At 42.5% G+C, this 14,079-nt stretch carries 12 protein-coding genes; 9 read left to right on the plus strand and 3 right to left on the minus strand.

The genetic code is table 11. From position 1 onward, the window contains the following. Positions 1-25 precede the first annotated feature (25 nt). The 3 genes from NQT69_RS12145 to NQT69_RS12155 form a co-directional block, all read right to left on the minus strand. Positions 26-271, minus strand: a complete 246-nt coding sequence (locus NQT69_RS12145; protein ID WP_256827927.1) for a YfhL family 4Fe-4S dicluster ferredoxin — start codon at positions 269-271, stop codon at positions 26-28. A gap of 3 nt (positions 272-274) precedes the next feature. Then, positions 275-1,654, minus strand: a complete 1,380-nt coding sequence (gene trhP, locus NQT69_RS12150) for a prephenate-dependent tRNA uridine(34) hydroxylase TrhP (RefSeq protein WP_256827928.1) — start codon at positions 1,652-1,654, stop codon at positions 275-277. 116 nt (positions 1,655-1,770) lie between these two features. After that, entirely contained in the window at positions 1,771-3,087 is a 1,317-nt protein-coding gene (locus NQT69_RS12155; protein WP_256827929.1) for a methyl-accepting chemotaxis protein, read from the minus strand. A 279-nt stretch (positions 3,088-3,366) separates the two neighbouring features. Here NQT69_RS12155 and ndk point away from each other — a divergent pair, with 279 nt between their 5' ends. The 9 genes from ndk (at position 3,367) to der (ending at position 13,995) form a co-directional block, all read left to right on the plus strand. Beyond that, positions 3,367-3,798 carry a nucleoside-diphosphate kinase gene (gene ndk / locus NQT69_RS12160; RefSeq protein ID WP_256827930.1) on the plus strand — a complete coding sequence of 144 codons (432 nt, stop codon included), beginning with the start codon at positions 3,367-3,369 and terminating at the stop codon, positions 3,796-3,798. A gap of 156 nt (positions 3,799-3,954) precedes the next feature. Further along, positions 3,955-5,085, plus strand: a complete 1,131-nt coding sequence (locus tag NQT69_RS12165) for a bifunctional tRNA (adenosine(37)-C2)-methyltransferase TrmG/ribosomal RNA large subunit methyltransferase RlmN (protein WP_256827931.1) — start codon at positions 3,955-3,957, stop codon at positions 5,083-5,085. Positions 5,086-5,208: 123 nt separating this feature from the next. Further along, positions 5,209-7,212, plus strand: coding sequence for a type IV pilus biogenesis/stability protein PilW (gene pilW, locus NQT69_RS12170; protein WP_256827932.1), 2,004 nt, complete (start codon positions 5,209-5,211; stop codon positions 7,210-7,212). After that, positions 7,209-8,108 (plus strand): RodZ domain-containing protein, encoded by a 900-nt coding sequence (locus NQT69_RS12175; protein ID WP_256827933.1) that lies wholly within the window; start codon positions 7,209-7,211, stop codon positions 8,106-8,108. Before pilW ends, NQT69_RS12175 begins: the two co-directional genes overlap by 4 nt. A gap of 5 nt (positions 8,109-8,113) precedes the next feature. Next, complete coding sequence (gene ispG / locus NQT69_RS12180; RefSeq protein ID WP_256827934.1) at positions 8,114-9,232, plus strand: flavodoxin-dependent (E)-4-hydroxy-3-methylbut-2-enyl-diphosphate synthase; 1,119 nt, start codon at positions 8,114-8,116, stop codon at positions 9,230-9,232. A gap of 119 nt (positions 9,233-9,351) precedes the next feature. After that, complete coding sequence (hisS, locus tag NQT69_RS12185) at positions 9,352-10,632, plus strand: histidine--tRNA ligase (protein WP_256827935.1); 1,281 nt, start codon at positions 9,352-9,354, stop codon at positions 10,630-10,632. 16 nt (positions 10,633-10,648) lie between these two features. Next, on the plus strand, positions 10,649-11,269 hold the full coding sequence (locus NQT69_RS12190) for a YfgM family protein (protein ID WP_256827936.1): 621 nt from the start codon (positions 10,649-10,651) through the stop codon (positions 11,267-11,269). 9 nt (positions 11,270-11,278) lie between these two features. Next, positions 11,279-12,457 carry an outer membrane protein assembly factor BamB gene (bamB, locus tag NQT69_RS12195; RefSeq protein WP_256827937.1) on the plus strand — a complete coding sequence of 393 codons (1,179 nt, stop codon included), beginning with the start codon at positions 11,279-11,281 and terminating at the stop codon, positions 12,455-12,457. Positions 12,458-12,531: 74 nt separating this feature from the next. Further along, complete coding sequence (der, locus tag NQT69_RS12200) at positions 12,532-13,995, plus strand: ribosome biogenesis GTPase Der (protein ID WP_256827938.1); 1,464 nt, start codon at positions 12,532-12,534, stop codon at positions 13,993-13,995. Positions 13,996-14,079: the final 84 nt, after the last annotated feature.

Below are 14,079 nucleotides of genomic sequence, written 5' to 3' on the forward strand. Positions count from 1 at the left end.
GGCAGGAATCAAGAAGTATGCGATTTTACCTCGTTAACCTCACATATTTCTCTGCCAGTTCATCTAAACTTTCACGATAATTAGGATCGGGCTTTATGCAATCTATCGGGCATACACTTACGCAAGTGGGCTTGTCGTAGTGGCCTACACATTCGGTGCATTTCTCTGGGTCGATTTGGTAGATTTTAGCGCCCATATAAATGGCTTCATTTGGGCACTCGGGGTCGCACATGTCGCAGTTAATGCATTTGCTGTTTATCAGTAAAGCCACGGTTCAAACACCTACCACGGCTTTTTTAAACGGATTGCGGGTATCTTGGTTTTCATCAAGATTACGCATTAAAATGGCGTGTTCTAAATCAATACTTTCAGGCATTGGGATTTTTACAACGTGGCCAGAGCCTTTTGCATCAGTAATAGCCTCACCTTTTTTATTCTGTATCGCTTGCAGTGTAAAGTTAAAATTACCAAGCGGAGTTATCAGCTCTAGTGAATGGCCCACACAAAACTTATTTTTTACATCAATCTGTACTAATCCATGCTGATCTCGGCCAAGTACTTCACCCACAAATTGCTGTTTATCTGATACAGAATGGCCGTATTCATAGTTTTGATAATCTTGATGGGCGTGGCGTTTTAAAAAGCCTTCGGTGTAACCGCGATGCGCTAGGCTCTCGAGGGTTTTAAATAAGTTAGCATCAAATGGACGCCCAGCTACGGCATCATCAATCGCTTTACGGTAAACTTGTGCGGTACGTGCTACATAATAAAATGACTTAGTGCGGCCTTCTATTTTAAGGCTATGTACGCCCATTTTTGTCAGCTGCTCTACGTACTGCACTGCACGTAAGTCTTTTGAATTCATGATATAAGTGCCGTGTTCGTCTTCAAACGCAGGCATATATTCGCCAGGGCGACCTTGCTCTTCGAGCATGAAAACGTCATTACTTGGCGCTCCCTCTCCTAAAGTGGGTATCACTGTTTTAGGATCTATTTTATGCACCATTTCACCCGTTTCGTTTTCAGTGCCCGGTTTTACGTCGTAGCTCCAGCGGCAAGCATTGGTGCATGTGCCTTGGTTTGGATCGCGCTTATTTATATAACCTGACAGCAAACAGCGACCTGAATACGCCATACATAATGCGCCATGTACAAACACTTCGAGCTCTGTTTCTGGGCATAACTGGCGAATTTCAGCGATTTCTTCAAGCGATAACTCGCGCGATAAAATCACCCGCTCAATGCCCTGCTTGGCCCAAAACAGTACGCTCGCGTAATTAACCGCATTGGCTTGCACTGAAAGGTGAATTGGCATATCTGGCCACTTTTCACGCACTAGCATGATTAAACCCGGATCAGACATGATCAATGCATCGGGCTTCATGGCAATAACAGGCTCTATATCACGTAAATAAGATTTCACTTTGGCGTTGTGGGGGGCAATATTTGAAACCACATAAAACTTTTTATTCAAGGCATGGGCTTCATCAATGCCTATTTTTAACGTTTCAAGATCAAATTCATTATTGCGCACTCGTAAGCTATAGCGAGGTTGACCCGCGTATACGGCATCAGCACCATAAGCAAATGCGTAACGCATATTTTTTAAGCTGCCAGCAGGAGATAAAAGTTCGGGGGTAAAAATTGACGACATTCGCGCTCCATACATAGAACTGGTTACAGGCCAGTTGCATGAATAAGTTATAAAGCGCGGCAGTATAGGATTAAGTAAAACGACAGATGTTGATCAAGATCATAAAACGTTGACTTCTATTTTAACTGGCTCGCAAACTGACTTACAGCATCAACTACTTGTTGTGCGCCTTTTTTAATATCCGTCATTACACTTCCAGACTCATTAGACAGCTCGAGCCCTTCCTGTGCTTTACTTTTACCTTGCTCAATTGCTTTTACACTCGATTGCGTTAATGTTTGGTTTTGCTGTACAACTTCAACAATTTCTTCAGTGGCTTTACTTGTTCTCGATGCTAGCTGGCGCACTTCATCTGCAACAACAGCAAAACCACGCCCTTGCTCACCCGCTCTTGCAGCTTCAATGGCTGCGTTTAGAGCCAGTAAGTTGGTTTGATCTGCGATACTACTGATACTTTGCACAATACTTGCTATTAGCTGTGATTGCTTATCAAGGGCTGAAATTTCATCACCCGCTTGTGCCATTTGTACCGCCAGTTCATTCATCACTTTAACCGTTTGCTCAATTACAGCAGCACCTTGATCTGCTAGATTATCGGTTTCGGTTGAAGTGCTATACGCAATATCCGATGCTTGTGCAATTGCCAGCTCTCGTTCTACTTGCTCGGTGATCACAGTAGCAAATTTAACTACCTTATATAACTCGTTTTGTTCATTGAAAATAGGATTATAAGACGCCTCTAACCAGACCGTTTGACCGTGACGGTTTATACGTTTAAAACGCTCGGCAACGTAGGTACCTCTTTTTAGTTTAGCCCAAAAAGCTTCGTATTCAGCCGAGCTTGCCTCTTCAGGCTCACAAAAAATGCGATGATGCTGACCGACTATTTCATTGAGTGAATAACCCATTCCCGCCAAAAAGTTTTCGTTTGCTGTTAATACAATGCCATTAGTGTCAAATTCAATCACCGCCATGGCTTTATGTAATGCCTTAATTAAATCTTGATGTTCACGTGAGGTTTCTATTGTGCGAGTAAGTACTGTCGAATGCAGTGTAAACTCTATTAAAACGCTTTGTTCATCAAAAATGGGTTGTAAAATACTTCTTAACCACGCCTGTTCACCTTTTGCGTTTAAAATCTGTAACGCTCCAACCCAGTGTTCTTGATTTTCAATCGCATTTTTTAAACCTTTATAGTGATCCGTGCCCTTAGCCCCATCAGGTACACAATCAAGTAAAGACTGCTTTAATAATTGTGCATCGTTGTAACCTAATTCAAGCTCGAAATTGGCATTTTGATTAGTAATACACCCTGAATGGTCCATTGCTAATACCAACATCTCTTCATCTAAGCTTTTTTTAACTTGTTGTTGCCTAAATAGTTGACGTTTCATGTCGTCAATTTGGCTTTGTAATGAGCGATTAAAAAACATACTTACATCCTGTTGAATTTAAGAAAGTTGAACGCTCTTCAGTTTGTGATTTGTTCAACCTGATATAAAACTATAGTTTAGAGATTCCATAATGTCTTACTAACTTTAATGGCGCTTTAGTAAAAGGCATTTCGCGCCCTTTATTTACACTTATTTTTGTCGGTCATTAAACTGCCATCAATCCTCTATTTAATTAAATTAGGATTTTTCAGCTAAAGCGCGTATAATTCGCGCCCGTTAATATTCACACTTTTAATCAAACATTATTGGAGCATAAAGATGGCTTTAGAGCGTACTTTTTCAATCGTAAAACCTGATGCAGTTGCTAAAAACCACATCGGCGCTATCTACAACCGTTTCGAAACTGCGGGTCTTAAAATCGTTGCAGCTAAAATGGTTCACCTTTCACAAGAAAAAGCGGAAGGTTTCTACGCAGAGCACAGCGAGCGTCCTTTCTTCGGTGCTTTAGTTGAGTTCATGACATCTGGTCCAGTAATGGTTACCGTTCTTGAAGGCGAAAATGCGGTACTTAAAAACCGTGAAATCATGGGTGCTACTAACCCTGCTGAAGCACTAGCTGGTACTTTACGTGCTGACTACGCTGATAGCATCGACGAAAACGCTGTTCACGGCTCTGACGCTGTTGAATCTGCTGCTCGCGAAATCGCTTACTTCTTCGCAGACGAAGAGCTTTGCCCACGTACTCGTTAATTCGAACGCGCTGAGCAAAACAAAAAGGGCTTTCGGGCCCTTTTTTAGTGATTAGCTAAGCAATAAAAGATGTTTAGCTAATGACTAAACTGGTCGAATTGTGTACAATTCATCCCCGTAAATTTTATCACCACCGTCACTGATTGAGGTTGTTTCATGACCGAGCAAAAAAAGATTAACTTATTAGATTTAAACCGAGATGCAATGCGTGAGCTATTTGTTTCATTCGGTGAAAAGCCATTTCGTGGCGATCAGGTGATGAAATGGATTTATCATTTTGGCGTTGATAATTTCGACGATATGACCAACGTAAACAAAAAGCTAAAAGAAAAGCTTAAAAACGAGTGTGAAATTGTAGCTCCTGAAATTTCAGTACGCCAGCAAGCAAGTGATGGCACTATCAAATACGCATTAGTACTTGATGGTGGACAAGAAGTCGAAGCGGTCTGGATCCCTGAAAAAGACCGTGCAACACTGTGCGTATCATCACAAGTTGGTTGCGCATTAGAATGTACTTTTTGCTCAACAGCACAACAAGGCTTTAACCGTAACTTAAAAGTTTCTGAAATCATTGGCCAAGTATGGCGTGTTGCTAAAGATATTGGTCTTGATGGTAACAGTGAAAAACGCCCAGTCACCAACGTCGTTATGATGGGGATGGGTGAGCCACTACTGAACATTAAAAACGTAGTACCCGCAATGGAACTAATGATGGACGACTGGGGCTTTGGCTTATCTAAACGTCGTGTTACTTTAAGCACCTCAGGTGTAGTCCCGGCTCTTGACTTATTGAAAGAAAAAATCGATGTCGCTTTAGCAATTTCGCTTCACGCACCAGACAATGATTTGCGCGATATTTTAGTGCCTATCAATAAAAAGTACCCGATTGAAGAGTTTTTAGCAGCGTGCCGCCGCTACATTGATGGCTCTAAAGCGAATAAAGACGTGACCATTGAATATGTAATGCTAAATGGCGTAAACGATAGTACCGATCAGGCACACGAATTAGTTAAAACCTTAAAAGGCACACCGTCTAAGGTTAACTTGATCCCATTTAATCCATTCCCAGGTAATGAATATACGCGTTCAAGTAATAGCCGAATAGATCGCTTCTCTAAAGTATTACAAGCAGCAGGTATAACTTGTATCGTTCGTCGTACTCGTGGCGATGATATAGACGCAGCTTGTGGTCAATTAGCCGGTGATGTTGTTGACCGTACTAAACGTATGGCGAAAAAGAAAATGCGTGACGAAAACACTATTTCGGTCAATATCCAACAAGCTTAACCAACCCAGCTTTCAAAGTACTTGTGTTTAATGTGTTTAATGTATTTAATTTAAAAAAATTGATGCAACACAAGTGCTTTTCGGTAAGATAGGCGGATATGGATAATAATAAGAGATAAGGTAATGCGATCTTTACTTGCTTTAACTGTCAGTGTCATCACCCTGAGTGGCTGTGTTACTGAAAACAGTTACGAAGGCAATGACAAACCTGTTGTTGAAAATAAAATTAATAATACAGGTGCAGCTCGTACTCGTATTGCTCTAGCCCTAGAGTATTTAAATACAGGTAATAGTTCGCAAGCAAAATACAACCTCGAAAGGGCCGCTTCGTTCGCTCCTGACTTACCTGAAGTACATTACTCTTTTGCTTATTATTATCAACAAGTGGGTGAAAATACCCTGGCTGATAACTCGTACCAAAAAGCAATAAAAATTGACCCAAACGATCCAAATACCCGCAATAACTACGGGGTATTTTTATGCGGTATTAATGAATACGATCGCGCCACCGAGCAACTTTTAAAAGCAATTGCAATACCAAGCTATATTCGCGTTGCTGAAAGTTACGAGAATCTCGCATTATGCGCCATCGAGTTTAATGACTTTGATAACGCTGAAAGCTACTTTAGATCGGCTATAAATCATAGTTCAATGCGCGCTTCTTCATTAATCGGTTTGTCTGCCCTGTATTATGCAAAGAGCGATTTACATCGAGCCCAAGAAGTACTCAAAAGATTTGAAAAGTCAGGTCAAGTATCCTCTCGTTCATTGTTCTTAAGCTACTTAATTGAGCAGCGCATGGGCCACATTGAAAAAGCTGAAACCACGGCTGCGACAATACTACAAACCTACCCAACATCTAATGAAGCCGTTTTAATTCGCGAGCAGCAATTCAAGCAAAGCGAGTTTGAATTATTACGCATGCAGTATCGCCAAGCACAATTAGATGAACTCAAAGCCGATAGCTCACCAGGGGTTGTTAGTTCAGAACCAAAAATACGTATTGTAAAAAAGAAAAAAGCGCCAGTGGAGTCAAAGGCGCAAACAACAAATAATAAAACGACCCAGGTTGCCACTACGCCAACAGCAATAAATGAGCAATCAGCGACTATCACCGCGAGTGTTTTACTAGCCACAGAGCAAACTGCAACACAGCCTGAAGTGGTAGATGATCCGGCTTTTGTGCAACAGCAATCAACAGTGACTGAAACGCCTGCAAATATTCCCGCGGCTATCGATATAGCAACACCCAGCGTCGATACCAGCGCTGTTTTGGCTGCATTAGCAGTGGCAAGCCCTGCAAAGCAAAGCATACCTGAGCAAGATACTCTAACTAATGAAGTAAATGACACTAAAGCGGTAATGTCAGCTTTAGCGATCCCTTCTGTTCAAAAGCCCAATACCCGCTCTGAAGAAAATACTACAAGCGGATTTTACACCTCAGAAGTAAAAACGCTTGGTGTCACATCTAGCCCTGTGCCCACAGTACATTTAGCTAATTCAAAACAGACTGAACAAAACAACACAGCAAGCATCGCAAAACAACAAGCAAAAGATGGCGTAAAAATTGTGTCGTTTGGCCCGCCAACAACAGATCCAAAACCCGTTACGGATAACCCATCGGCTTCGACATTTTCAGCTAATGCAGCCCCGTTGAGCGATGACGAAAAAGTGGTGTTCTATCAACCGACCAAAGATGCTGCAGTTTTCGCTGGGCAAAATAATCGATATGCCACTGATCCTGATGTACGCTTTAGCGATAATGACCCTATTAACCAAGCACCTATGCTTAATTCGCAGATACCTCAGCTGAGTACGCCTTACCACGTTTTACAAGATGGTGAAAACCTCTTTAGCATTTCAGTGCGATACAATGTTAAACTACAAAAATTACTCCAATGGAATGGCTTAAAAGAATCTGATCGGGTGGTCAACGGGACTAAAATTTACCTTAACGACCCCAATATTTATTATAAAATTAACGCGGGCGATACTTTATACAGTATTGCCACAGAGCGTCGCTTGTTAATTGATCAGTTAATGCGATGGAATAAATTAAGCCCAGACGTCACACTCAAACCTGGGCATAGACTTTTACTAGTGGACCCTGAATCATACGCATTATGAATGATGAAAATACAGAATCAACAGAGCAAAGTCTTGGCCAAATTTTAAAACAAGGTCGAGAGTCTGCTCATGTTAGCCTTGAACAGCTAGCAGCAAAATTAAAGTTATCGGTGTTGCAATTACAACGTTTGGAAAATGACGAACACCACTTACTCGGCCCTGCCACATTTGTTAAGGGGTATGCAAAAAGCTATTGCCGCGAATTTAATTTAGATAATTCCGTGGTCATGGCGATGTTTCCTGAGCCGCAGGAAACATTTAAAAAAGCCAAAATGCAGAGCTTTTCTAAACGCACAGAAAAAGAAGCTCACGACAGTAGGTTAATGCTCGTAAGCTATATTATTTTAGCAATCGTCATTGGCTCTTCAGCATTGTGGTGGTGGCAAAATTCGACCCCATTGAGTGAACAGGTTGTTACCCAGTCTTTATCAGGTTTTAGCAACAGCGAACAAAGCAGTAAAAACTCCACGGCTACTGAGGTTGCGCCGCAACCAGATGTAGAGCTGGCAGGTCCTGATGAGCTTGTTAATGATACTGACGAAGCCCAAGCGTCTCAGCAAGAAAATGCAGTACAAACGCAAACAGCCGCTGAAACTCAAGTGGAACCTGAACGCGAAATTGCAGCACAAGCTCAGCCTGAGAATCCAGATTTAAGCACCATTGTTATGCATTTTAACGAGGAAAGCTGGGTTGAAATTCACGATGGTGAAGGTGAAAAAGTGGCCTTTGGTGTCAAAAAAGCAGGTTACGAAATGACCGTAACGGGGAAGGCACCTTTTTCAGTCGTACTAGGAAAACACCAAGCTGTTGAAGTTAACCTCAATGGTGAGCGCGTTGATATTTCCCACTTTCCTAAAAACCGTTTAGCCAAATTTAATTTACCGTTAGCAGAGTAGTCGCTATGTTTTCAGAATCTCCAATTAAACGCAGAAAATCAACCCGCATTAATGTCGGTAATGTCCCGGTCGGTGATGGTGCGCCAATAGCCGTGCAATCAATGACTAACACAGACACCATGGACGTTGATGCAACCGTTGCGCAAATTCAAGCTATTCAAGATGCAGGGGCTGATATTGTTCGTGTATCTGTGCCTACAATGGATGCCGCTGAAGCATTTAAAAGCATCAAAGAGCAAGTGACTATTCCGTTGGTCACCGATATCCACTTTGATTACCGCATTGCCCTTAAAGTAGCACAATATGGCGCAGACTGCTTACGTATTAACCCAGGTAATATAGGCAGTGAAGAGCGCATTCGTGCTGTTGTCGACTCGGCTCGTGAGCACAATATCCCAATTCGTATTGGGGTAAATGGCGGCTCTCTTGAACGTGACCTACAAGAAAAATACGGCGAACCTACGCCAGAAGCATTACTTGAATCGGCCATGCGTCACGTTGAAATTTTACAACGCCTCGACTTTGACCAGTTTAAAATATCGGTTAAGGCTTCAGATGTATTCTTAGCAGTTGGCGCATATCGCCTTTTAGCGAAAGAAATTGATCAGCCATTGCACTTAGGCATTACTGAAGCTGGCGGTATGCGCTCAGGCTCAGTAAAATCGGCTGTTGGTTTAGGTATGCTTTTAGCTGAAGGTATTGGCGATACCTTACGTGTTTCGCTAGCTGCCGACCCTGTGCAAGAAATAAAAGTCGGCTTTGATATTTTAAAGTCGCTACGTATACGTTCGCGCGGTATTAACTTTATTGCGTGCCCAAGTTGTTCGCGCCAAGAGTTTGATGTAGTTAGCACTATGAATCAGCTCGAAGAGCGCCTTGAAGATATTATTGAGCCAGTGTCAGTTTCAGTCATCGGCTGTGTCGTTAATGGACCGGGCGAAGCGTTAGTTAGTGATATTGGATTAGCGGGTGCAAACCGCCGCTCAGGGCTCTATATCAATGGTGAACGTCAAAAAGCGCGTATCGACAATAATAATATTGTTGATCAGCTTGAAGGTTACGTGCGCGATTTTATTGCTCAAAAAGAGCAGCAAACACCTATCGACATAAAAATAGTCGAATAAAGTTAATATAGTCGGCAAACTGGGTGGTTTGCCGCACGCATGCCAGCTATAATAGCGGGTCAATTTTTAGCATTTTTGTTGTGGCAGTTCTGTGCACAATACAGTTTTAGGATTTATCAGTGGCAAAACAAATTCAGGCAATACGTGGAATGAACGATTGTCTGCCGGGCGACACCCAAGTTTGGCAGAAAGTAGAAAACATCTTACGCGAGACAGTATCATCGTTCGGTTATCAAGAAATTCGTTTTCCAATTGTAGAATCAACCGATCTTTTCAAGCGCTCTATCGGTGAAGTCACTGATATTGTAGAAAAAGAAATGTATACTTTTGCCGATCATAATGGCGACAGCTTAACCCTTCGCCCTGAAGGAACCGCAGTGTGCGTGCGTGCAGGCAACCAAAATGGTTTGTTGTATAACCAAGAGCAACGCCTTTGGTATATGGGCCCTATGTTTCGTCACGAACGCCCACAAAAAGGTCGTTACCGTCAATTTCACCAGTTTGGCTTAGAAACTTTTGGCATTGCAACAGCCGACATTGACGCAGAAGTGATTTTACTGACCGCACAACTATGGCAGCAATTTGGCATAAGTGAACATGTTCGCTTAGAACTTAATTCACTCGGTTCAAACGAAGCTCGCGCGCAATATCGTGAAGCATTGATAAGCTATCTCGAACAACACGTTGATGTATTAGACGAAGATTCAAAGCGTCGTATGCACACTAACCCACTACGGGTTTTAGATAGCAAAAATCCTGAAGTACAAGCGATTTTAGTTGATGCACCAAAATTGTCTGAACATTTAGATGCTGAATCAAAAGAACATTTTGCAAATTTATGTGAACGTTTAGACGCCGCTGGCGTCTTATACACGGTTAATGAACGCTTAGTGCGTGGCCTTGACTACTATAACCGCACTGTATTTGAATGGGTTACCGATAGCCTAGGCGCGCAAGGTACAGTGTGTGCAGGTGGCCGCTATGATGGTTTAGTTGAGCAACTTGGTGGTAAATCATCACCAGCTGTTGGCTTTGCTATGGGTCTTGAGCGTTTAGTGTTACTGTTACAAGCCCTAGAATGTGTTGGTGACATTCGTCGCAGTGCTGATGTATATTTAGCGGCGATGGGAGAGAAGGCCAGCATTCAAGCGCCTATTATAGCTGCCAAGTTACGCGCTGACATACCAGGCTTAAGAGTCATGGTGCATGCCGGTGGTGGTAACTTTAAAAAACAACTCAAGCGTGCAGATAAAAGCGACGCAGTAGTTGCACTGATTATCGGTGAAGACGAATTAGAACAAGGCGTAGTGACTGTAAAATATTTACGTGAGCGTAAAGAGCAAGTCACCTTAGAATTAGAACAAGTTAAACCGCTTTTAGCTGAGCTAGTACAAAGCTAAAATACTCGAGGTAAGAATGGATATTTATTCAACAGAAGAACAACAAGCAGAAGCAATTAAGCGATTTTTCCGTGAAAATGGCATAACTCTGGCATTAGGAGTAGTTATTGGTCTAGGCGGCTTATATGGCTGGAAAGCATATAACCAAAACCAAATTACAACGGCTGAAAGTGCATCAGATGCATACACCACACTTGTTGAAAGTGGTGAAGTTTTAGGTGCGGCCGATAGCTTCATGACTGACAACCAATATACAAATTACAGCGTACTAGCAGCTTTCGTAGCAGCTAAAGAAGCCGTTGAAAAAGACCAACTTGATGTTGCAAACGAAAAGCTAAGCTGGATTGTTACCAACGTTGACAATGCAGAGCTAAAAGCAACGGCAACGACCCGTTTAGCACGCGTGCAAATTGCACAAGAGCAATACGACCAAGCGCTCAGCACATTAAATGCCCCTCTTGAAGAAACATTTAAAGCGACGGTAGCTGAGCTCAAGGGCGATATTCATACTGCACAAGGCAACACAGAGCAAGCGCGTACTGCATACCAAGCAGCAGCAGATGCAGGTGGTCTTGAAAATAACCCATTATTGCAAATCAAACTTGATGACTTAGCAGTAACTAGCCCAGCGGCATAAGGGGTTACAATGAAAAAGTTAACAGCGGCAAGTATCGCTTTATGTATGGCAACAATGGTTGGTTGCTCATCAAGCGATGACGAAGAAGAACTAGTATTGCCTGAAATCGTTAATCAATTTGAAACAGACGTAGTTTGGCAAGAAAGTATCGGCGATGGTGTTGAACATTACTTTTCACGCCTAACACCTGCGATTTACAAAGATCGTGTTTTTGTGGCCAGTCGTGATGGCGATATTGAAGCGTTATCTCTTGAAGATGGCGACACAATTTGGCAAACCGATATTCGCGAAAACTCAACGTTTTGGCCTTGGGAAGCTGACATCAGCGCTAAATTATCCGGTGGTATTTTACAAGCCTATGGTAAACTGTTTATTGGCTCTGAGCATGGTTACTTAGTTGCCCTTGACCGTGAGAGCGGTGAAATTGTTTGGCGTAAAAAAGTACCTGGCGAAGTACTTGCCTCGCCTGCTGCAGGTGATGGTTTAATTTTCGTCAATTTGGGGTCTGGCAAGTTATTAGCACTTCACCCTGATACAGGCGAAGAGCGCTGGAGCCACGAGCAAGAAGTACCGCCTTTAACTTTACGTGGCCAAAGCTCACCCACCGTTGCTAATGGGGGTGTATTAATTGGTCTTGAAACAGGTAAACTAAGCGTACTCATTTCTGATAGTGGTTATTCTGCTTGGAGCGCTGAAATTGCGACACCAAAGGGCTCATCTGAGTTCGAACGCTTGGTTGATGTAGATACTCGCCCAGTAATTAGCGGCCCATATGCTTACGCTATTGCCTATAATGGTAACTTAGCGGCCGTTGATATACGTTCAGGTAACGTTGTCTGGAAACGTGAATACAGCAGCTATCGCGAAATCTCGATGGATGCGCAAACCGTTTATGTTGTTGACAGTGACGGTGTTGTTTACGCATTAGATAAAACCTCTGGCATTGAACGCTGGAGCCAACCAGCCCTTCGTGGTTGGTATTTAACAGGGCCTGCGGTAGCAGGAAATTATTTAGCCTTAGGTGATCAAGAAGGTAACCTACACTGGTTAAATAAAGAATCAGGCGAACTTGTATCGCGTGAAGACTTCGACAGCTCAGGCTTTTTTATTGAGCCGGTTGTTGCTGACGACAAACTGATTTTATACACCCGAGATGGTGAAGTTAGTGCGGTAAAAGTCCCTAACTAACTTACTAATACTAAATGTATTTTTATAAGGCTTCGCACTGCGAAGCCTTTTGTTGTTTTTTAAAGAGGTAGTTTATGCTTCCCGTGATCGCTCTAGTTGGGCGACCCAATGTGGGCAAATCCACATTATTTAACCGTTTAACACGTACTCGTGATGCTCTCGTTGCTGATTTTCCAGGCTTAACACGAGATAGAAAATATGGCCAAGCTAATTATGATGGCTATGAATTTATCGTGGTAGACACGGGCGGTATTGATGGCTCTGAAGAAGGCATTGAAACCGAAATGGCCGATCAATCATTACTCGCGATTGAAGAAGCTGATATCGTTTTATTCTTAGTTGATGCGCGTGTAGGTATGACGGTTGCTGATCAAGCAATTGCTAACCACTTACGTAAACAAGAAAAGAAAAGCTTTGTTGTTGCCAATAAAACGGATGGTATTGATGCCGACTCAAACTGTGCTGAGTTTTATCAGCTATCACTAGGTGAAGTACATCATATTGCTGCTGCACATGGTCGTGGTATTACATTATTACTCGAGAAAACGCTACAGCCTGTTATTGCAGAGTTAAGTGCCGAAAACGATGATGGTACCGACAATGACGATGAGCTCGTTGACTTATACTCTGAAGAAGATGGTGAAACAGAGCAACAAGCATTTGCCGATAAACCAGTAAAACTGGCTATTATCGGTCGTCCTAATGTAGGTAAGTCAACACTGACCAACCGTATACTCGGCGAAGAACGTGTTATTGTTTATGATATGCCAGGCACAACACGAGATTCAATTTACATCCCAATGACGCGTAATGATAAAGAATACGTGTTGATTGATACCGCAGGTGTACGTAAGCGTAAGAAAGTAAGTGATGTCGTTGAGAAATTCTCAGTGATCAAAACCCTCCAAGCGATTGAAGATTCAAACGTAGTATTGGTTGTGGTTGATGCACGCGAAGGGATCTCTGATCAGGACTTAAGTTTACTTGGTTTTGCTCTTAATTCTGGTCGTTCATTGGTTATCGCCGTGAATAAATGGGATGGCCTTGATGACTACGTGAAAGACCGTATTAAATCAGAGCTTGATCGCCGTTTAGGCTTTATCGACTTTGCACGTATACACTTTATCTCTGCGTTGCACGGTACTGGTGTAGGTCATTTATTTGAATCAATTGACGAAGCATACGAGTCTGCAACTAAGCGTATTAGTACAGCTATGCTACGCCGTATTATGGATATGGCACAAGCCGATCACCAGCCGCCGCTTGTACGTGGCCGTCGTGTTAAACTTAAATATGCGCACGCGGGTGGTTATAACCCACCACGTATCGTAATTCATGGTAACCAAGTACATGACTTACCTGATAGCTATAAACGCTACCTAATGAATTACTACCGTAAAGCGTTAAAAATTATGGGCACGCCAATCAAGATTGAATTTAGAGAAGGCGACAATCCATTTGCAGGGCGTACTAATAAAGTAACGCTTTCGCAAAAACGTAAGATCCGCGCGTTTAGTAAAGAAAATCGTAATAAATGATATAGCTGTAAGCTGTAAGCTGTAAGCTGTAAGCTGTAAGCTGTAAGCTGTAAGCTGTAAAAATTAAACCTTGTAGAGTTAGCC

This window comes from Pseudoalteromonas shioyasakiensis (assembly GCF_024518675.1).
In the GTDB taxonomy this organism is placed as follows: Bacteria; Pseudomonadota; Gammaproteobacteria; order Enterobacterales; family Alteromonadaceae; genus Pseudoalteromonas; species Pseudoalteromonas shioyasakiensis_B.

What these genes read in the sequence shown, in the direction of transcription:
- trhP (WP_256827928.1), bottom strand. Translation starts at nt 1,654, where the DNA reads ATGTCGTCAATTTTTACCCCCGAACTTTTATCTCCTGCTGGCAGCTTA.
- NQT69_RS12155 (WP_256827929.1), bottom strand. Translation starts at nt 3,087, where the DNA reads ATGTTTTTTAATCGCTCATTACAAAGCCAAATTGACGACATGAAACGT.
- ndk (WP_256827930.1), top strand. Translation starts at nt 3,367, where the DNA reads ATGGCTTTAGAGCGTACTTTTTCAATCGTAAAACCTGATGCAGTTGCT.
- NQT69_RS12165 (WP_256827931.1), top strand. Translation starts at nt 3,955, where the DNA reads ATGACCGAGCAAAAAAAGATTAACTTATTAGATTTAAACCGAGATGCA.
- pilW (WP_256827932.1), top strand. Translation starts at nt 5,209, where the DNA reads ATGCGATCTTTACTTGCTTTAACTGTCAGTGTCATCACCCTGAGTGGC.
- NQT69_RS12175 (WP_256827933.1), top strand. Translation starts at nt 7,209, where the DNA reads ATGAATGATGAAAATACAGAATCAACAGAGCAAAGTCTTGGCCAAATT.
- ispG (WP_256827934.1), top strand. Translation starts at nt 8,114, where the DNA reads ATGTTTTCAGAATCTCCAATTAAACGCAGAAAATCAACCCGCATTAAT.
- NQT69_RS12190 (WP_256827936.1), top strand. Translation starts at nt 10,649, where the DNA reads ATGGATATTTATTCAACAGAAGAACAACAAGCAGAAGCAATTAAGCGA.
- bamB (WP_256827937.1), top strand. Translation starts at nt 11,279, where the DNA reads ATGAAAAAGTTAACAGCGGCAAGTATCGCTTTATGTATGGCAACAATG.
- der (WP_256827938.1), top strand. Translation starts at nt 12,532, where the DNA reads ATGCTTCCCGTGATCGCTCTAGTTGGGCGACCCAATGTGGGCAAATCC.